Origin of the sequence: Neotamlana laminarinivorans (assembly GCF_020523925.1) — a bacterium.
Lineage (GTDB): Bacteria > Bacteroidota > Bacteroidia > Flavobacteriales > Flavobacteriaceae > Neotamlana > Neotamlana laminarinivorans.
This window is the reverse complement of sequence record NZ_JAJAPW010000007.1, coordinates 53961-73010: the sequence shown is the minus strand read 5'-3', so window position 1 is coordinate 73010 and position 19050 is coordinate 53961. Positions and strand designations below refer to the sequence as shown.

The following is a 19050-nucleotide window of genomic DNA, read 5'->3' as shown; positions in this document are numbered from 1 at the left end:
TGTTTTTTGATTTGATTTTTGGTTCGTTTTGTATCAAGACAAAATGAACATATAATTATACTAAGATCCTGAAACAAGTTCAGGATGACATATAGTAGAAAATTAATTTAGTTTTCGAGCTAAATTCAAAATGAAAATTTGAGTAAAATGAATCGCATTAACAGCAAACTAAAAGAAAACAAAAAGTTACTATCCATATACTTTACGGCAGGATACCCTAGCCTTAACGATACGGTTTCAATAATACAAGATCTTGAAAAAAATGGTGTCGACATGATTGAAATAGGCTTACCATTTAGCGATCCTCTTGCCGATGGACCAACCATTCAAGATAGCTCAACGCAAGCCTTAAAAAATGGTATGACCACCGAGGTGCTTTTTAATCAACTTAAAGACATCCGTAAAACGGTAAATATTCCGTTAATAATTATGGGCTATTTCAACCCTATGTTTCAATATGGTGTTGAAGCTTTTTGTAAAAAATGCCAAGAAATAGGCATCGACGGACTCATAATTCCGGATTTACCGGTAGATGTATATCACGAAAAATATCAATCTACATTCGAGAAATATGGTTTATCGAATGTATTTTTAATAACACCACAAACTAGCGACGAGCGCATTCGTTATATCGATTCCGTATCAAACGGTTTTATTTACATGGTTAGTAGCGCTAGTACAACAGGTGCAAAATCTGGTTTTGGTAAAGAGCAAACAGCATATTTTGAGCGCATTAACAGTCTAAATTTAAAGAACCCGCAAATAGTTGGTTTTGGTATTAGTAACAACGACACCTTTACAGCTGCAACAAAATATGCAAAAGGCGCCATAATAGGTAGCGCTTTTGTAAAACATTTAACAGCAAAAAACGCAAAAGAAATAGATACGTTTGTTTCTTCAATTTTAAGTTAAACACAATACATCATGGTACAAAAACAAAAAGTAATAGTGGTAGGTGCAGGTTTTGCCGGCTTACGAGTTGCTCAAGATTTAATAAACAATCCTGCTTGCGAGGTTTTATTAATAGATAAGCACAACTATCATCAATTTCAACCGTTAATGTACCAAGTGGCTACGGCGCGATTAGAGCCTGCTAGTATTTCTTTTCCGTTGCGAAAAGTGTTTCAAAAAGCTAAAAATGTAAAAATTAGAATTACTAAAGTTGAAGAAATAAACACAGAAGAAAATTATATTTCTACACCAATTGGCACATTTGAATACGATCATTTAATTATTGCCATTGGGTGCACAACAAACTATTTTAACAATGCTAATCTTGCAGATTATGCATACCCAATGAAAACTATTCCTGAAGCCATTCAGCTTAGAAATAGAATTTTACAAACCTTTGAAGATGCATTAAACACAAAAAACGAAACCGAATTACAAACCCTACTAAACTTTGTAATTGTTGGTGGTGGCCCAACGGGAGTTGAACTCGCTGGTGCTTTGGCCGAAATGAAAAAACACATTTTACCAAAAGATTATCCTGATAAAGATTTCTCAAAACTAACCATTTACTTACTAGAAGGTTCGCCACATACACTAAGCCCAATGAGCGAAGGTTCACAAACCAAATCGCAAGAATATCTTGAAGACCTTGGGGTTATTGTAAAAACCAACACACTTGTAAAAGATTACGATGGTGAAATTGTAACCCTAAATACAGGCGAACATATAACTTCAAAAAATGTAATTTGGGCTGCAGGTGTAACTGGAAATATTATTAAAGGCTTACCAAAAGACACTTTTACTAGAGGTAACCGATTGGTTGTAGATAGATTTAATAGAATCAAAACCGTAAAGAATATTTACGCACTAGGCGATATTGCTTATATGGAAACGGAAAGCTTTCCAAAAGGGCACCCACAAGTAGCTAGCGTTGCCATACAGCAAGCAGCTTTATTAGCTAAAAACTTAATAAGTGAAGCTAAAAACAAACCGTTAAAGGAATTTGAGTATACCGATAAAGGTTCCATGGCTACTATTGGAAAACGAAAAGCCGTAGTAGATTTGCCTAAATTTAGCTTCCAAGGAAGATTAGCTTGGTTTACATGGATGTTTATTCACTTAATGCTAATATTAAGTGTAAAGAATAAACTTTTAATTTTTATGAACTGGATGATTAGTTACTTTAATAACGATAGTACACTTCGTATTTTAATGAAACCTGTTAAGGTAAAAGTTAAAACTAAATTGTAACTAAAACTAGAACTTAAGATAGTGATTTTAATAAAAAACATCAGAATAATATTACTGCTTTGTTTAACATTGGGCTTAGCCCCTTTTTTTCCTGAGCCACATATTTGGGGAAAATTAAAATGGATTTGTGGTGGAGCAAAAGAAATGCAACTAATGGATTGGTTTGATGTATTTTTACATGGCTCGCCTTTTATACTTTTAATTATTGCTTTAACAATTAAACTTAAAAACGGTATTTAACATTTTTAACATATTCATTATCAGTACTTAACACAGCATTGACATTATTATAAAAAATATTTGTTATATTAAAAGTGAACATTAAAATTTAAATGATATGGGAATTATTGAAGACAAAAGAAAATTTAATACAACTAAAAACCAAAGTAATCCAACAAACCCTTCGGGAAACATAAATCAAAATACAAATGATTTTGATATTAACGAAACCACAATAAAAAAGCAGCAAAATAAACAATAATTAATTATAAACTGCTTAATTAATATTTTATAACCTATTCTATTTTTTAGAATAGGTTATTTTATATTTACCCTCTATTTAATTTTTATATAAAATGCCTTTAAATATTGTTTTAATAGAACCCGAAATACCTAATAATACAGGAAATATTGGACGCTTAGCTTTGGCTTCTGGATCCAAACTGCATTTGGTTAAACCTTTTGGTTTTGAAATAGACGACAAACGTTTAAAACGTGCTGGTTTAGATTATTGGCAACATTTAGAAGTAATTTATTATGAAAACACCGAAGAATTCTTTAGTGTAAACGCCTCAAAAAAAATGGGATTTCTATCGAGCCATGGTACAAAAAACCATTGGGACATTCCGTTTGAAGATGATTTCTTTTTAATTTTTGGAAAAGAATCTGTTGGGTTATCAAAAGCTATTATTGAACAATACCCAAATCAGCTTTATAAAATCCCCATGTTTAGCGAACATATTAGAAGTTTAAATTTAGCTAATGCTGTAAGTATTACTATTTACGAAGGTATTAGGCAATTAAAATTATAAAAAACCATTTCTTTTTAGTAGATTTAAAAATATCTTTACTGTTTTCTTAAAACCAAAACCAATAACAAAAATGAGAACAACTATATTATTATTATTAGTATCTGTTTTACTTATTGGCTGTGAAGAAACCAAGGAAGTTAGCTCTATAAATCCTGAAAACTGGAGCAAACGTTATGCAAAAATTAACCCAACGGATAGTTTAGAATACGGCAAATCTTACCTTTCTATTTATGCTCAAATTTATAGTATGTCTGAGCATAAAACACATAATTTAACCTCTATGGTAAGTTTAAGAAACATAAGCGAAACCGACACTGTTTATGTTTTAAGAGCCGAATATTTTGATACCCACGGCGCTTCCATAAGAAGCTATTTTAAACAACCTATTTTTTTAGCACCACTTGAAACTGCAGAAATTATAATTGATGAAATTGATGTTATTGGCGGAACCGGATCGAATTTTATTTTTGAATGGAAAACACCATTAAACGCACCAGAACCTTTGTTTGAAGGCGTTATGAATTCTACTATGGGACAACAAGGTTTATCGTTTACAACACAGGCAAAACGCATTAAATAGCGTTTATTTTTTAGGAAATTGTTGTTTTATATTCCTAACAATATCTTCTAAACCATTTACTTTAAGCTCATAAACTTGCCGAAGCATATCGCCCAATTGCCCTTTTGGGAAACCTTTACTATTGTACCAAACAATGTAATACTCGGGTAAATCTATTAAATAGCGTCCTTCATATTTACCAAATGGCATTTTAGTATGCGCTAGTTTTATTAAAAAATCTTTATTAGGAAACATTATTTTTTGTTGGTTGTTGTTTGTTGTTTTTTGTTGGCTGTTTATAGTATCTTGATTCTTAATTCTAGCCTCTAACCAAAACATTACTCAATAATCGCAAAATCTTCCAATTCTTTCAATTCGGCTTCAATATACTTTTCCCATTTTAATTGAGCTTCAAAATTCCTAGAAAAATCGGTTTCAGTATCATATTTATTTTGAAATTGAGCTAATTCCTTATTTATAGTATTATGAAGTGTTTTAAGCTCTCTTCTTATGTTATTAGATTTTTTCAGTTTACTAATTCTCTGCCTAAACTTTCTGGCAAATAATTCAGTAATATTAAAATGAAGTTGTTCGTGACCTAAAACATGAGCATTAGCACGATTTGGAGCATACCATGATTGTTCTGGATAAAAATGTGCATAAACTTCTGCATTAAAATCTACAACCTTATTAGTATTGGTTTCTGTTATTGAAAATCCAAATGTAATACCCGAAGCTGTTACAGCCACTGCAGAGTGGTTAGGATTTGGTTTCCCTTTAAAATCTGCCCAAATTAATTTGTAATCTGCTTTCCATGATTTAACTGGCTGATCTTGGTAATTACATAAAAAGAGAAAACTAGCAATAAATAGTCTGTTTAACATTTCTAGATATAAAAAACTAAAAACGTTTATAATCTATTTATTATTGTTCTACTTCTACCACAGATAAGTTATCATATCTTACTAAATAAACGCTATCATTGTAGTAGCCTCCATAAAGCATATGTTTGTAAGAAAATTTATTTTCTACATACTCTGTAAGTAATGTTTCCTTAGCCGATATAAATAAATTTTCTGATGTTACTAAACGTAAAATAACATCCATAGTTAAATCAAACCCTTTTACAGCACGTTTGTTAGGTGTAATGTTATAAAGTTTGTCGTATTTTTTGGTAAAACTACTTGTATCGTTAAAACTCGATTCTTTAGAGCTTGTAGCGAATAAAAATTTTAAATTCGATAAATGCGTGTTATTTATTTGGTCGCCTTCAAAAGCTTCATTTACGTTTGTAGTGGTTAAAATAATTTCGGTTGGTTTGCTACCTGATATTAAAACTTTATTATTTAATGACGCCAATATACTAGAAACATTAGATGCAAATCCTTCGTTAGAAGTCTCTAAAAATACAATATTTTTACCAGGAGTAAGCACACGTTGTACATCACCTTGCATTACATAAAATTCATCTTTACCTGTTTTCTTATCTTTTTTAGAAGTAACTAAACGCGCTGCATTAAATTCATTTTTTAACTCTAATGCAATATCTGCGGTTTTAGTGTCTGAAATAACTACAATATTTGTGGCTAAAGAATCCTTTTTAACGTAATTAATAATTTTAGTTTTTAATAAATCATCAGACGGCTTCGATTGAAATACATTACCATGTAACTTTAGGTTAGAACCTATTGGTGAAACCACTGGAACAGAAAATCTATTTAGTTCCGAAGCCACTTTATCAAAAGTCTTAGTAGTTAAAGGCCCAATTACAGCATCTATCCCTTCAAAATCATTATTAGCTAAAATATTAGTAACCTCACTAACTTGTCCTTTAGTGTCGTAAACATCAACCTTAACAGATACACCAAGTTTTTTTAGAGAATCTAAAGCCATTAAAACGCCCGAATAAAAATCCAAAGACGCATTTAAATATCTATCTGTTTTAATACTTTTTTTAGTATCTACAATCGAGTCAAAATCTACTCTATCTAATCTAAAAGGTAACATTATAGCAATATGCTTGGTGCTAAAATCGCTAATGCTGTCTGCTAAATTTATAGCTTTCATTCCTGAAGAATTTATAGCTTCAAGCGTATTAGAGTAAGGTATTTTCAAAATCATACCTTCTTTTAAACCACTTTCGGCCAGCCCAGGATTTAAAGCTTCAATTTGGTCTTTCTCTAACCCTAATTTTACTTTTAAACGGTAAAACCCTTCCGCTTGTAATACCTTGTAATAACTATATTTTTCGTCAACAACTTTTTGTTCCGTCTTTTCTAAATTAGGCACATTAATTATTTGTCCTTCTTTTAAAACGGCTCCCATATCTGGGTTTAATTCTTCTAACTCTTTTACCGAAATTCCATATTTATAAGCAATACGCCACTTACCCTCTTGAGGTAAAACCGTATATTCTACGGTTTGAGGTATTTCTTCAACAACTTCGGTTATTTTGTATATAGGAATTTTAATTTCGTCACCTTTCTTTAAAGGGTTAGCATACAAAAAGGTATTATTTTTTTTAAGTTCATCTTCAGTAATATTATACATTTTAGATAAACCGTAAAGCGTTTCTTTACGCTTGGTTTTGTGTGTTTTAAAACCTTCAAGCTCTTTTATAACAGTAACCTTAGGCTTTTTTGCTTTAGATAAAGGAATTATTAAAATAGTATTGGGTTTCAACTCCTTTTTGGCATCTGGATTTAAACTATAAATTTCAGATGGAGTAACAAAATACCTTTCGGCTATTAACTCTACAGTTTCACCTTCTTTAACTTGGTGTGTGCTAAAATTTTGGGCATTAACGGTATTAAACCAACTAATTAAAACAAAAACTATTAAAAATTTCTTCATACTATTATTGGGAGACTAAATATTACAAAACCAAAAGGTTTTATTATATACGCTTATTTTTTTAATATAGATTTAAAACTACACTTTAACAGCATATAGCATGCCAAAGTTAATGTTTTGGTCGTTACCCCGCTTAAGGCGTGGTCGGGCTTTCCGCTAAATCTTTTTGTGCTAACTATTTATTATAAAAAACACAAAAAGGATACCGCTGCAATCCCTAACGCGGGTGTACTTGCTAAAAATAGGCTTAAACAAAAGTTTACTCCCACTCTATAGTTGCAGGTGGTTTAGAACTAATGTCGTAAACTACCCTATTAACGCCTTTTACTTTATTTATTATATCGTTACTTGTTTTTTGTAAAAATTCGTAAGGTAAGTTAACCCAATCGGCAGTCATTCCATCAGTGCTTTCAACAGCACGAAGCGCCACACATTTTTCGTACGTACGCTCGTCTCCCATTACACCAACACTATTAACCGGTAATAACATAGCTCCAGCCTGCCAAACCTTATCGTAAAGCCCCCATTCCTTTAAGCCATTAATAAAAATAGCATCAACATCTTGCAACATGCGCACTTTTTCGGCCGTAATATCGCCTAAAATACGAATTCCTAAACCAGGACCCGGAAACGGATGTCTGCCTAATAATTCCGGACTAACCCCTAAACTTGCACCTACACGGCGTACTTCATCTTTAAAAATAGCTCGCAATGGCTCTACAATTTTAAGTTTCATAAAATCGGGTAAACCACCAACATTATGATGACTTTTAATAGTAGCAGATGGTCCACCAGTTGCCGAAACACTTTCAATAACATCTGGATAAATAGTACCTTGAGCCAACCATGTAACATCTTTAATTTTATGTGCTTCATCATCAAACACCTCAATAAAAGCATTACCAATAGCTTTACGTTTTTTCTCTGGGTCTTCAATACCTTTTAAAGCATCAAGAAAACGTTGCGATGCGTCTACACCTTTAACATTTAAACCCATACCTTCGTATTGTTTTAAAACGTTTTCAAATTCATTTTTACGTAATAAACCGTTATTTACAAAAATACAATACAGGTTATCTCCAATAGCTTTGTTTAATAAAACTGCAGCAATAGTAGAATCTACACCACCAGATAAGCCTAAAACAACTTTATCGTTTCCTACTTTTTCTTGAATAGCTTCAACCGTTTCTTCAACAAACGATTGTGGTGTCCAATCTTGATTTAGGCCTGCTATTTTTACTAAAAAATTCTCTAGCAATAGTTTACCGTCTGTGGAATGATACACCTCTGGGTGAAATTGAATAGCATAAGTAGTTTCGCCTTCTATTTTATAAGCAGCATTTTCAACATCGGTTGTACTTGCCAATAAAACACCATTTAAAGGTAATTTTTTAATGGTATCGCTATGGCTCATCCAAACTTGGCTACCTTCATTTATACCTTCAAAAAATACCTCATCACCTTTTATGTAAGATAAATTAGCACGACCATATTCTCTGGTGTTTGATGGTGCTACTTCTCCTCCCGAAAAATGGGCTAAATATTGTGCACCGTAACAAACCGCAAGCATTGGCTTTTTTGTACGTAATTCGCTTAATTCTGGGTGTAAAGCCTTTTCGCCTCTTACCGAATTTGGACTACCGGAAAGAATAACAGCTTTATACTCGCTTAAATTGGTTGGAATTTTGTTAAATGGATGTATTTCGGAATAGATGTTAAGCTCTCTAACTCTGCGCGCAATAAGTTGTGTGTATTGCGATCCGAAGTCTAAAATAAGTACCTTGTCGTGTTGCATGCGCAAAAATAATAATTGATTTTTTAATTGCTAATTACCAGTCGTAATTTTTTTACTTAATTGTCAACAAAACTTTTTTTAAACCTCATCTTTAAAAATTAACAAAACAAAAAAATAAATTAACTAGTATCAACTAAAGATAAAATACTTCTCGATACAAATTTGCTTCGTTGCTCTGTGTAAATTCACTCAAAGTGACGAAGAATATCAATTTAAGCACACTCGTCGGTTCGAGTGATTCCGAGGCACCAGGAATTGTATCGAGAAAAATAAATACTTACTTATTTCATTGACTCCAAAATCAATTTTATATCCTCTTCTGTGGTATCTGGATTTATAAAGCAGAAACGAGAAACGGTTTCATAAGTATTTCCAGACTTCCATTTTGTTGGTGTTACCAGTGCAAAGCCCGATTTTTGGTTCTCGTAAGTCCAATGCGTATAATCTTCAGGATTCCACCCTATTCTTCTATATAGTACACAAGATAAACTTGGATCTCTAACCAACTCGACATGTGGTGCGTTTTTTATTAATCTCCCTGCAATTTGTGCTAATTCTAAACCGCGTTCCACGGCTTCTTTATAACGGTTTGTGCCGTGAGTTGCTAAAGAAAACCACAAAGGCAAGCCACGAACGCGACGCGTTAATTGTATTTGGTAGTCGGTTGGGTTAAACCCATGAGCGCCTTCATCTTTAAAAATATCTAGATACGAACCTTGTTGCGAATGCGCTTTTTTAGCTAATTCTGGTTGTTTGTATATTACGGCGCCACAATCGTATGGTGAAAACATCCATTTATGCGGATCTATAGTTATGCTATCTGCACGCTCAATGCCATTAAATAAGTGCCTTACCGAATCTGCTACCAAAGCACCACCACCATAAGCAGCATCAATATGAAACCATAAATTTTCTTGTTCACAAATATTTGCAATTCCTGTTAAATCGTCTATAATTCCGGCATTTGTTGTTCCTCCAGTTGCTACAATGGCAAATAAACGTTCACGCTGATCTTTACTTAAACTGTTTATACAATCTTGTAAACCTTCTTCACTCATTACATCTTCGGTTTCAACAAGCAAAATATCTACATCTGCTACTTTTGCCATAGCTTTAATGGAAGAATGTGCTCCTGAAGATGTTATAATTAAGCCGCGTTGTGTTTTATGAACGGCATTTTCGCGCCAATGTTCTCGGGCTGTAACAATAGCCGATAAATTTGCTGCAGTACCACCACTGGTAAACACACCAAATGCACCTTCTGGTAGACCTGTTAAAGACACAATCCAGGACATGGCTTCGTTCTCACAAAAAATACCACCTGCGCCTTCCATCCAATAGGCGCCATGTATACTTGATGCAGATGTTACCAAATCGAACATTATTGCCGCACGAGTTGGAGATGCCGGTACAAATGCTAAATGCCTAGGATGGTCTATTGGCACAACAGCTTTTGATAGGTGTTTTTTCCACATATCGAAAGCATATTCGCCTCCCACACCTTTTGGTGTAATGGTTTCGCCTACCAAAGCTTTTAACTCTTCAGCCTTTTTGGGAATACCAATATCGAACTTTGTGTTAGATACACGGTCTATGGTATACTTCATGACATCTAATGTCATTTCAACTAAATCTATATCTATTTTATGCATTTAATATTATAGCGTGATTATTAAAAATTCTGATTTTAACGGTTCTAGATTAGAAACTAAGGCTTTAATTAAATTATCGCCATATTCCAGATATATTTCAGAAAAGTTGGTATAACGTTCCTGTAAACTTTCATTAGGAAATAATTCGTTTTTTATTGTGGTAGCACGCTCAACCTCATCTTTTAACTTGCGTTTTTGAGCTTGTAGCAAACGCTTTTCTAAAGCTTCTAAGCCTTTTATTTGCTTTATTTCTTGTGCTTTTACTGCACCTATAAAAGATTTATCTGTTTTTTCGGCTAATGTATATAAATCTTTAAACTGATTTACTAAATGTTCTTTTTGAGGTGATAAATCGATGTCTACATTCGATATATCTCGCACACGCTTATTTATAAAGGCATGCTTTTTCAAGAATAAATGCTCGGTACTTATATTAAGTTTTTCAAGCTTTTTTTGCTGATTATTGGACTGTAACAACACAGAATTGCGTAACAACAATATAGGAAACGGCACATTTACAGCTGTAAAAAAATCTTTTAACTGAAACCAGTATGCCAACTCTCCGCCACCACCAATGTAACATAAATTAGGTAAAATAACTTCTTGATAAAGCGGACGCATAATAACGTTTGGCGAAAAACGTTCTGGTGCCTCTTCGAGGTGTTTAAGTATTTCACTCTTACTCCAAGTAATATCTGTATTTAAAACTTTGTAAACTTCATCTTGAAGAACAATACGTTCTCGTAAATTTTTATTTAGATAAAACAGATTTATTTCACGCGGATTTACTTGAATTTTATACACATCCGAAACTTGAACTAAAGCTTCATTTGTTTGGTTTACTTCATTAAAAGCGGTCTGTTTTATTAATTCCTCTTTTATATAAGGAATAAAAAGACGCTTCAATTCACTTTGGTTTGCATCAATAATTACCAAACCGAAATCTTTAAACAATTCGTTTACTAAAAAATGGGTTGCTTCAGCTAAATTACTATGCTCTAAATAAGCTCTTTTAAAAAGTTGTTTTAGGGCTTCTGCATTTTTACTACTACCTAATTCTGTTGAAAATACATTAAAAACAGCATCTAGTCCATTGGTTAACAGTTCTCCAACAGCTCCATTTGCAGCTTTATTCCAAACTACTTTTTTTCCTTTAAAATTAAAATAGTTTATTTCATCAAAATCATGATCTTCTGTAGCCATCCAATAAACAGGTACAAAATGTTGTTCTTTATATTCCTTTTTTAATTGTTCTGTTAAATTTATAGTAGCTACAATTTTATACAAAAAATATAATGGCCCAGTGAATAAATTTAACTGATGTCCTGTTGTAACTGTAAATGTGTTATCTTCTTTTAAAAGATCAATATTATTTAAGGTTTTATCTGAAGTATTTAATTGAGCATATTGACGTTTTAAACTTTCTACTAAAACGAGTCGCGTATTTTTATTAAACCCCTTTTGTTTTTCTTCTATTTGCTTTTTAAAGCTACTTAAATTCGGGTAATTATTGTAAAACGTATTTAACTCTGTTTTTTGGTCTAAATAATCGCAAATTAACTGCGAAAAGTAACCTGTTTGTTTAAACGGAAGACTTTGTTTTTGCATGGTTGATTATAAGAAACCGTAAATATACGGCTATTGCAATTGTTAATTTCTAAAAATTAAGTTAAGAAAAAACTCCCGATTTGATATCTCATGGGAACTTTAAACATTTTCTCCTACACTATTTAAACTCATTTTAAATATTAATACCGAGGTAACCTTGGTAAAGTTAGTCTAACAATATTTTAAAACAAGCACCTTAATAAATTAACAATTACAGCTTCTTTAAATTATAGCTTTACCACATCAAATTAACAACAAAAAATAGATCAAAAACTCATGAAAAAACTATTACAAATCTTTTTATTATTATTTGTACTTACATCTACTGCTACATTAGTTAGCTGTGATGTTGAAGATGGAAAAAACGGAATTGATGGCGTTGACGGTGAAGATGGCGAAGATGGTGAAGATGGTGAAGACCTTACAGCTACAGAATTAGAACCTCTTACAAGCTCTGTTACACCTAACTCATTATTTGCCTTAAAAGGTGCTTTTGCTTCAACTGCAGAATTAAATATGATAATGACATCTGCTGATATTTTACCATCAGATTCTACATTTGTTTATGGAGCTTACATGGATGGTGCTGCACTTTACCCTTACGAAGATGGAACTTACGCATTAATTAACAACCTAGAAGTGGATTACTCTATTGCTAGAATTCGTTTAAACTCAGATTTACAACCTTTAGAAGGCGATTACATTGTTAATGCCACTGCAACTGCTTTTACAGCTATGTGTTCTGGTTCTTCTATTACTATGGAAGAGCACGGTTTTGGTCCATTATTCCTTTCTGGTGGAGAATGGGGTGGTAACGCTAAAGGTGTTTATAAAATTAATCCTTTCCGTTCTGCTGAAGATCGCGTTGAAGCCGAAAGATTACCTGCTTTAGGTGAATGGGCAACAGAAAACGCCGTTGCTATTGGTAAAAACGCTTACCCAGGACAAACTGTTGTTTTTATGGGCGATGACGATAGTAACAATACGTACCCTCAAGCACATTTTGCAATGTACGTTGGCGGACTTGGAGATTTACAAACTGGTAGCCTTTATGTTTTAAGAGGAAAAAATCCTGTTGAAACTGGTATTGGTGAAGGTGGTCAATTATTCGAAATGGGTATGGCAGAAGGTACAGAATACGACGTAGAATGGGTTGAAGTAACCGAGCGTACTTTAGCAGAATTAAACCAAGAGGCTATTGATGCTTCAGCTATTGGTTTCCAAAGAATTGAAGATATCGATTGGCAAAAAGGATCGGCTGCAAACAACAGAAATGTATTTTTTAATGCTACAGGAAGAATTCGTAGCGATAACCCAGATTTAGCAAACAGAGGAACTTCTTTTGGTAGAGTTTACAAATTAGAGTTAAATGAAAACGACCCAACAGGCGATGCTAAATTAACTGTAATTGTAGATGGTGATAAAGAAGGTGGTATTGGAGATGGTATGCACTCTCCTGACAACATTTTAGTTACAGAAAATTATGCTTACATTCAAGAAGACCCTAATGGTTATGCTTCTTTAAATGCAGACATTGTTGGATATGCAAAATTATGGCAATATGATATTGCTACTGGTGCTTTTACAGAAGTTATGGAGTGTGACCAAACTACAGCCGCTGGATTAAATGTTGGAAACACAACTAGCATGTGGGAAATTACAGGTTTAATTGATGTTACCGATATTATTGGAGCTACAGAATCTACTTTTATTGGAGGCGCTCAAGTACATGGTTGGAACGCTGATAATAACCCAGATAACTCAACAAGAGCAGACGGACATGCTTTTTACGATCCAACTGCAATAGACGAGGCTTATGCTGCTAAAGAAGGTTCTGCTTTATTCAAAATTACAGGACTTCCTAGATAATACAAACAATTTCAAACAATCAAAAAAAGGTTCCTATTTACTAGGAGCCTTTTTGCATAAAATTTAACTATCTTAAAAATGAAAATTTTTAAAGCTTTATGGCTAATACTTCCGTTAATTTTAATTAATTATTCTTGTAAAAAAACGGAAACACTTCCAGAAAAAACAATATCTACAACAAGTGATTCTATGTTTAATGACGACATTAAGCAATATTATTTTCAAACTTTAGATAGCGCTGCGTTTTACATAAAAAAAATAGATACACTAAAATCTTTAAAAGAAAACCAAAACAATCTTTTACTAAGCAGAAAATGGTATAAGAGAGCTGAACCGCTGTTAATTGCATATGATTATGAGAATTACCAATCGATGAATGCTCCTAATTTGCTTAAAATTGAAATAGACGATCATACCGACATTAAAAAAATTAAACCTAAAAGCTATCAAGTTCTTGAAGAATACTTATTTGGCGAAGATACTATTGAAAATAAAGAACTTTTTCGTGTTTATAACTACTTACAACTGCGCATACCTTACATTGTTAAAAACCATGGTATTTTAAAACAACGCGACAGACATCATTTAAAAATGATGCGAGATGCCATTGTAAACGTAGCCTTAAAAGGTATTACAGGTTTCGATTCGCCAGTACTTGCAAATTCACTTACAGAAGCCATTTATAATTACGAGTCTATAAAACATGTGCTTTCCATTTACAAAAACACTTTAAACGAATCAATTTATAAGGCTTGGTTAAATGAAATAGAACTTACTATAAAAACACTTAACCAAGGTAATTTTGATAGTTTTGATCGGTATAGTTTCATAAAAAAACACACAAACAAGCAATTAAAACTAATAAACCAAACTGCTAATGCTTGGAATATAGAACTAAGTACCTCTCGGGCGTTAAACCCCAAAAGTACTAATGTGTTTTCCGAAACCTTCTTCAATAAAAAGATGTTTTCGCCTCCTCACACTCCAAAAATCACAGAAAAAAGTATAGCTCTCGGTAAAGCGTTATTCAACGATACTTCACTTTCTGGATCTGGCACCATTAGCTGTGCTACATGCCATATAAAAGAAAAAGCATTTACCGATGGTAATAAAATTGCCTTAGGAACTAACGGCCAACCACTACTGCGAAACACACCAACACTTCCTTATGCGGTATACCAAAGAAGCTTTTTTTATGATGGTCGTGGTGATGGTTTAGAAGGCCAAATTGTAGGCGTTACAAATAATAAAAATGAATTTCATATAGATTTAAAAACCTTAGAAGAAAACATTAAAGCTAAACCAGAATACAAACAACAATTCGATTCTATTTACAAAGGTAAAATTACTAATAGAAACATTAGAAATGCCATTGCCTCCTACATTAGAAGCTTAACACCATTTAATTCTAAATTCGATAGAAATATGCAAGATTTAGAAAACACTTTAACTAAAAAAGAGGTATTAGGTTTTAATTTGTTTATGGGAAAAGCCGCTTGTGCAACCTGCCATTTCCCGCCTACTTTTTATGGTACTGTACCACCAAAATTTGCAGAAACCGAATTTGAACACTTAGGTCTAACTAAAACATCAGATTTTGAAAATCCTGTTTTAGATAACGACCCAGGATTATATTACCCCTATGAAGTTGAAGAACGTCGCGGTTATTTTAAAACCTCAACCGTTAGAAACATTGCACTTACAGCTCCTTACATGCACAACGGTGCTTTTGAAACGTTAGAACAGGTTCTTGAGTTTTACAACCTAGGTGGCGGACAAGGTTTAGGTCTAGATGTGCCGTATCAAACCTTGCCTCCAACTCCTTTAGATTTAAATGAAAACGAAATTGATGCTATAATAGCCTTTATGAATACTTTAACCGATAAAGATTACGAAAACTATTAAACACCAATATTAGATTCATATTTAGAAAAGCTTCAAAACAAATTCACAAATGTTTTGAAGCTTTATTTTTGTGTCTAATTTTTCATTAGATTTGATATAAACACCTTTTTTATTGTGATAGATTTTTTACTTACAACAGACGCTATAATGGCGTTACTAACCTTAACTTTTTTAGAAATTATTTTAGGCATTGACAATATTGTATTCATATCTATTGCAGCCAACAAATTACCAGAAAACCAACGAAGTAAAGCCACAAATATTGGTTTACTTTTAGCCATGGCGCAGCGTATTATTTTATTGTTTTTTGTTAGTTTTTTAGTAGGTTTAAAAGAACCTTTTTATACTGTTAACCTGTCGTGGTTTCATGCCGAGATAAGTTGGCAAGCCGTAATACTTTTTGTTGGTGGTATTTTTTTAATATATAAAAGTACTAGCGAAATTCATGAAAAAGTTGAACACCCCAACCACAGTGAACAAAATCTTAAAGGCAAAAAAATGCAAAGCCTAAAGCAAGCCATAACACAAATTTTAATTATAGACTTTATATTTTCAATCGATTCTATACTTACTGCGGTTGGTATGACAAACGGTTTACACCCAAACCATAATTACACTTTAGTACTCATGATAATTGCTGTTGTAATTTCAATAGCCATAATGATTGGGTTTGCAAATCCAATTCGTAAATTTATTAATAACCACCCTAGTATACAGCTACTTGGCTTAGCCTTTTTAATTCTAATTGGGTTTATGCTAATTACCGAAGCCGCTCACCTATCGCACACCAAATTATTTGGCAACGAGGTTGGTGCCATACCAAAGGGTTATTTGTATTTTGCTATTGCCTTTTCACTTTTTGTAGAGTTTTTAAACTTTAAAACAACTAAAAAACAATAATTCGGTTTTATTTTAAGTTACATATAGTTTTGTAAAAGGATTATATTAGTAACTGTTGTATTTTTTTTAACTTTACTTCATATAAAAGCTTCAAATCATGAAAAAGGCCAACTGCATTGTATTATTTCTATTCGTCTCTATTTCAATATTTGGCCAACGTGTAGTTTTTCCTAATCAAAATCCTATAAATCCATATTTAGACGATCCTTCATTTTTAGCTTTAAATGGTCGTTATAACATGACAGGAATTATTCAGGCTTCAGACACAAACATATCTAACACATCACAATATGTAAATGCACAATTAGCTCCTTTTGATAATTTTGCTTTTGGTTTAGATTATTCAAATCATAGCTATCAAATTTATCACTATACACAACTATTCTTAAATACACGGTTTAAATTTAATTTAGGTAACGAATTTAATTACATTAACCTAGGAGCTTCAATTGGTATAGATAGAGTTAACGAAAATAGATCATCGAACGATAATAGCTTTAGTTCTGTTTATAAATTGGGGGCACATTACACTAATTTTAACTTAACCATTGGTGGTTTTTTAACAACATACCCAATTCAAAATGATTTGTCTTTAGCTCCAATCGAACCCTTAACCAGTAGTGATGGTTATACAGCATATGCAGCCTACAGAATAAGAGTTTCTGATAATTTAAGGATTACGCCTATGGCAAAATACAACTCTTACAGCGACTTAAACATTGTTGAAGGTGCTGCCAATATTAATTACAAAGGCAATTACGAATTGGCTTTAAGCTATAAGGACGATTATTCTTTTAATGCTACCATTAGCGGACGCTTTTTTAAATATTTTAGAGTAAGCTACTCTATTGAAAGTGCCCTAGGTTCTCAAAACTTTAATCGTGTGCATTCTGTAGGGGTTTCCGTAGATTTAACACCAAAAGAACAAGAAATACCAGAATGGTTAGCTAACGTTAAACGAAGTAGAGAGAAATTAGGTAGAAGAAAGAAAGAAAAAAAACCAGAACCTATAATTACCGAAACTGTTGAACAAACCTCAGAAACAGAAGATATAGCTGAAGATTTTATTACTGAAACAAACACAGAAAAAACTAACGCTAGCGATACACCTGTAATGAGTGAAGATTCTCCTTCCGATATTGAAAACGGTGTCTTAAAATCTGGTTATTATATAATTTTAGGAAGTTTTGTTAACGAAAACAATGCCAACAAAGAAGTAGAACGTTTAAAATCTCAAGGTATTTATGCTAGAGCAGGACGTAAAACTGGCGATAAATTCTATTATATTTATGTAGATCGTTATGATGATAAAGAATTAGCCGTTGAACGTACCTTTAGCAAACAAAAAGAAGATGGATTTAATAAAGTTTGGTTGTTACGCATAAAATAAAAAAGCTTACACATAACAACCATAATATTACTATACTAAAGCAGATTTATTAGCATTTATCTCTTGCATTACTTGTGCAAATAATTGATAAGATTTTATTCGGTTTTCTATACCATAAATATTGGTAACCGCAATAATTTCATTAACCTGAGTTGTATTAATAAAGTCTAAAATTTTAGCCTTAACTGTTTCCTTACTGCCTATAAAGGTATATTTAAGCATTTGCTGCACCGATGGGTGATTTGTTAATGCTTTTAAATCTGATGTCATTTCTGTTGGCGGTTGTAAATAACTTCTTTTTCCGCTTAAAAAATTAACAATCATGCGATATAATGAAGTAGAAATTTGTTCTGCCTCAGCATCAGTATCTGCAACTATTATATTAACACCCGCAAGTGTATAAGGTTGACTTAAACTTTCTGAAGGCTGAAAATTTTCATGATAAATCTTAAACGCATTAGCTAAATGTGTTGGTGCAAAATGACTAGCAAAAGCATAAGGCAATCCTTTTTTTGCAGCTAAATAAGCACTATCTGTACTAGAACCCAAAATATACATTGGTACATTAACACCTTCGGCTATTACTGCTCTTACTTTTTCATTTTGATTATCTACAGAAAAATAGTCTTGAATTTTTTCAACTTCGGAAGGAAATGATTGTGCCGCATTAAAAAAATCAGACCGAATAGCTGCTGCTGTAATTTGGTCTGTTCCCGGAGCTCTTCCTAAACCTAAGTCAATTCTATTGGGATACAAAGTACCTAGAGTTCCAAATTGTTCTGCAATAATTAATGGAGAATGATTGGGCAACATAATACCTCCTGAACCAACTTTTATTGTTTCGGTTTTTTCGGCAACATGACCAATTAAAACTGATGTGGCATTACTACCAATAGCTGCAGAGTTGTGATGCTCTGCTAACCAAAACCTTTTATAACCAAAGTTTTCAGCAGCTTTTGCTAAAGCTATTGTATTATTAAATGTGTCTTTAAACGTCTGTTTTTCTGATACTATGGCAAGCTCTAAAACAGAATATGCTACTTCTTTTTTTTTCATAATTTTGTGAAGTTTTTTAAATCAGTAATAAATTTTATTAAAATTTAGCTGATGATTTATTGGATTAAAAAAGCATAAACTGTAATTAAATAAAACTCCTCTTTTTTAAAAAAAATCAATAATTGTACGTCCTACAGCTGTTACAGCTGTTAGTATATATTTTGGGAATTGACTTGTATTAATGTTCATTAAAGTTAATAGTTCTCTATTTTATTTATTATCTTAATTTT

Annotated in this window: 17 protein-coding genes; 10 read left to right on the top strand and 7 right to left on the bottom strand. The window is 32.5% G+C overall.

The window, feature by feature from the left end:
* Window positions 1–147: 147 nt before the first annotated feature.
* The 6 genes from trpA to LG649_RS14140 all read left to right on the top strand — a co-directional run bounded on the left by trpA (window position 148) and on the right by LG649_RS14140 (window position 3813).
* Window positions 148–912 (top strand): tryptophan synthase subunit alpha, encoded by a 765-nt coding sequence (gene trpA / locus LG649_RS14165; protein ID WP_226544479.1) that lies wholly within the window; start codon window positions 148–150, stop codon window positions 910–912.
* A gap of 12 nt (window positions 913–924) precedes the next feature.
* Window positions 925–2202 carry an NAD(P)/FAD-dependent oxidoreductase gene (locus LG649_RS14160; protein ID WP_226544478.1) on the top strand — a complete coding sequence of 426 codons (1278 nt, stop codon included), beginning with the start codon at window positions 925–927 and terminating at the stop codon, window positions 2200–2202.
* Window positions 2203–2223: 21 nt separating this feature from the next.
* Entirely contained in the window at window positions 2224–2442 is a 219-nt protein-coding gene (locus LG649_RS14155) for a hypothetical protein (protein ID WP_226544477.1), read from the top strand.
* A 97-nt stretch (window positions 2443–2539) separates the two neighbouring features.
* Window positions 2540–2683 carry a hypothetical protein gene (locus LG649_RS14150; protein WP_226544476.1) on the top strand — a complete coding sequence of 48 codons (144 nt, stop codon included), beginning with the start codon at window positions 2540–2542 and terminating at the stop codon, window positions 2681–2683.
* 94 nt (window positions 2684–2777) lie between these two features.
* Entirely contained in the window at window positions 2778–3233 is a 456-nt protein-coding gene (locus tag LG649_RS14145) for a tRNA (cytidine(34)-2'-O)-methyltransferase (RefSeq protein ID WP_226544475.1), read from the top strand.
* A gap of 70 nt (window positions 3234–3303) precedes the next feature.
* Complete coding sequence (locus tag LG649_RS14140) at window positions 3304–3813, top strand: DUF3124 domain-containing protein (RefSeq protein WP_226544474.1); 510 nt, start codon at window positions 3304–3306, stop codon at window positions 3811–3813.
* Between the two features lie 3 nt (window positions 3814–3816).
* Here the strand turns inward: LG649_RS14140 and LG649_RS14135 are convergent, their stop codons facing one another.
* The 6 genes from LG649_RS14135 to bshC all read right to left on the bottom strand — a co-directional run bounded on the left by LG649_RS14135 (window position 3817) and on the right by bshC (window position 11700).
* Complete coding sequence (locus tag LG649_RS14135; protein ID WP_226544517.1) at window positions 3817–4047, bottom strand: DUF3820 family protein; 231 nt, start codon at window positions 4045–4047, stop codon at window positions 3817–3819.
* A gap of 83 nt (window positions 4048–4130) precedes the next feature.
* Window positions 4131–4676 (bottom strand): DUF922 domain-containing protein, encoded by a 546-nt coding sequence (locus LG649_RS14130; protein WP_226544473.1) that lies wholly within the window; start codon window positions 4674–4676, stop codon window positions 4131–4133.
* 40 nt (window positions 4677–4716) lie between these two features.
* On the bottom strand, window positions 4717–6645 hold the full coding sequence (locus LG649_RS14125) for a LysM peptidoglycan-binding domain-containing protein (protein WP_226544472.1): 1929 nt from the start codon (window positions 6643–6645) through the stop codon (window positions 4717–4719).
* Between the two features lie 259 nt (window positions 6646–6904).
* The gene (gene guaA / locus LG649_RS14120) at window positions 6905–8440 is read right to left on the bottom strand and encodes a glutamine-hydrolyzing GMP synthase (protein WP_226544471.1); all 1536 of its coding nucleotides are present in this window, start codon (window positions 8438–8440) and stop codon (window positions 6905–6907) included.
* Between the two features lie 281 nt (window positions 8441–8721).
* Entirely contained in the window at window positions 8722–10092 is a 1371-nt protein-coding gene (locus LG649_RS14115) for a pyridoxal phosphate-dependent decarboxylase family protein (RefSeq protein WP_226544470.1), read from the bottom strand.
* A gap of 6 nt (window positions 10093–10098) precedes the next feature.
* A complete protein-coding gene (bshC, locus tag LG649_RS14110) occupies window positions 10099–11700 on the bottom strand; it encodes a bacillithiol biosynthesis cysteine-adding enzyme BshC (RefSeq protein ID WP_226544469.1) in 1602 nt (533 codons plus the stop codon).
* Window positions 11701–11976: 276 nt separating this feature from the next.
* On the opposite strand from bshC, the gene LG649_RS14105 reads away from it, so the two are divergent.
* From LG649_RS14105 to LG649_RS14090, 4 genes are all read left to right on the top strand, one after another.
* Entirely contained in the window at window positions 11977–13569 is a 1593-nt protein-coding gene (locus LG649_RS14105) for a PhoX family protein (protein WP_226544468.1), read from the top strand.
* A 78-nt stretch (window positions 13570–13647) separates the two neighbouring features.
* Window positions 13648–15474 carry a cytochrome-c peroxidase gene (locus LG649_RS14100; RefSeq protein WP_226544467.1) on the top strand — a complete coding sequence of 609 codons (1827 nt, stop codon included), beginning with the start codon at window positions 13648–13650 and terminating at the stop codon, window positions 15472–15474.
* 114 nt (window positions 15475–15588) lie between these two features.
* Window positions 15589–16374 carry a TerC family protein gene (locus tag LG649_RS14095; protein WP_226544466.1) on the top strand — a complete coding sequence of 262 codons (786 nt, stop codon included), beginning with the start codon at window positions 15589–15591 and terminating at the stop codon, window positions 16372–16374.
* Window positions 16375–16471: 97 nt separating this feature from the next.
* Complete coding sequence (locus LG649_RS14090) at window positions 16472–17764, top strand: PorP/SprF family type IX secretion system membrane protein (RefSeq protein WP_226544465.1); 1293 nt, start codon at window positions 16472–16474, stop codon at window positions 17762–17764.
* Between the two features lie 30 nt (window positions 17765–17794).
* Here the strand turns inward: LG649_RS14090 and LG649_RS14085 are convergent, their stop codons facing one another.
* Window positions 17795–18820, bottom strand: coding sequence for an LLM class flavin-dependent oxidoreductase (locus LG649_RS14085; protein WP_226544464.1), 1026 nt, complete (start codon window positions 18818–18820; stop codon window positions 17795–17797).
* Window positions 18821–19050 lie beyond the last annotated feature (230 nt).

Excerpts from the sequence above, each read along its gene's own strand:
- LG649_RS14140 (WP_226544474.1), top strand. The coding sequence starts at position 3,304 with ATGAGAACAACTATATTATTATTATTAGTATCTGTTTTACTTATTGGC.
- LG649_RS14135 (WP_226544517.1), bottom strand. The coding sequence starts at position 4,047 with ATGTTTCCTAATAAAGATTTTTTAATAAAACTAGCGCATACTAAAATG.
- LG649_RS14100 (WP_226544467.1), top strand. The coding sequence starts at position 13,648 with ATGAAAATTTTTAAAGCTTTATGGCTAATACTTCCGTTAATTTTAATT.
- bshC (WP_226544469.1), bottom strand. The coding sequence starts at position 11,700 with ATGCAAAAACAAAGTCTTCCGTTTAAACAAACAGGTTACTTTTCGCAG.
- LG649_RS14105 (WP_226544468.1), top strand. The coding sequence starts at position 11,977 with ATGAAAAAACTATTACAAATCTTTTTATTATTATTTGTACTTACATCT.
- guaA (WP_226544471.1), bottom strand. The coding sequence starts at position 8,440 with ATGCAACACGACAAGGTACTTATTTTAGACTTCGGATCGCAATACACA.
- LG649_RS14150 (WP_226544476.1), top strand. The coding sequence starts at position 2,540 with ATGGGAATTATTGAAGACAAAAGAAAATTTAATACAACTAAAAACCAA.
- LG649_RS14160 (WP_226544478.1), top strand. The coding sequence starts at position 925 with ATGGTACAAAAACAAAAAGTAATAGTGGTAGGTGCAGGTTTTGCCGGC.
- LG649_RS14145 (WP_226544475.1), top strand. The coding sequence starts at position 2,778 with ATGCCTTTAAATATTGTTTTAATAGAACCCGAAATACCTAATAATACA.
- LG649_RS14115 (WP_226544470.1), bottom strand. The coding sequence starts at position 10,092 with ATGCATAAAATAGATATAGATTTAGTTGAAATGACATTAGATGTCATG.
- trpA (WP_226544479.1), top strand. The coding sequence starts at position 148 with ATGAATCGCATTAACAGCAAACTAAAAGAAAACAAAAAGTTACTATCC.
- LG649_RS14125 (WP_226544472.1), bottom strand. The coding sequence starts at position 6,645 with ATGAAGAAATTTTTAATAGTTTTTGTTTTAATTAGTTGGTTTAATACC.
- LG649_RS14130 (WP_226544473.1), bottom strand. The coding sequence starts at position 4,676 with ATGTTAAACAGACTATTTATTGCTAGTTTTCTCTTTTTATGTAATTAC.
- LG649_RS14085 (WP_226544464.1), bottom strand. The coding sequence starts at position 18,820 with ATGAAAAAAAAAGAAGTAGCATATTCTGTTTTAGAGCTTGCCATAGTA.
- LG649_RS14090 (WP_226544465.1), top strand. The coding sequence starts at position 16,472 with ATGAAAAAGGCCAACTGCATTGTATTATTTCTATTCGTCTCTATTTCA.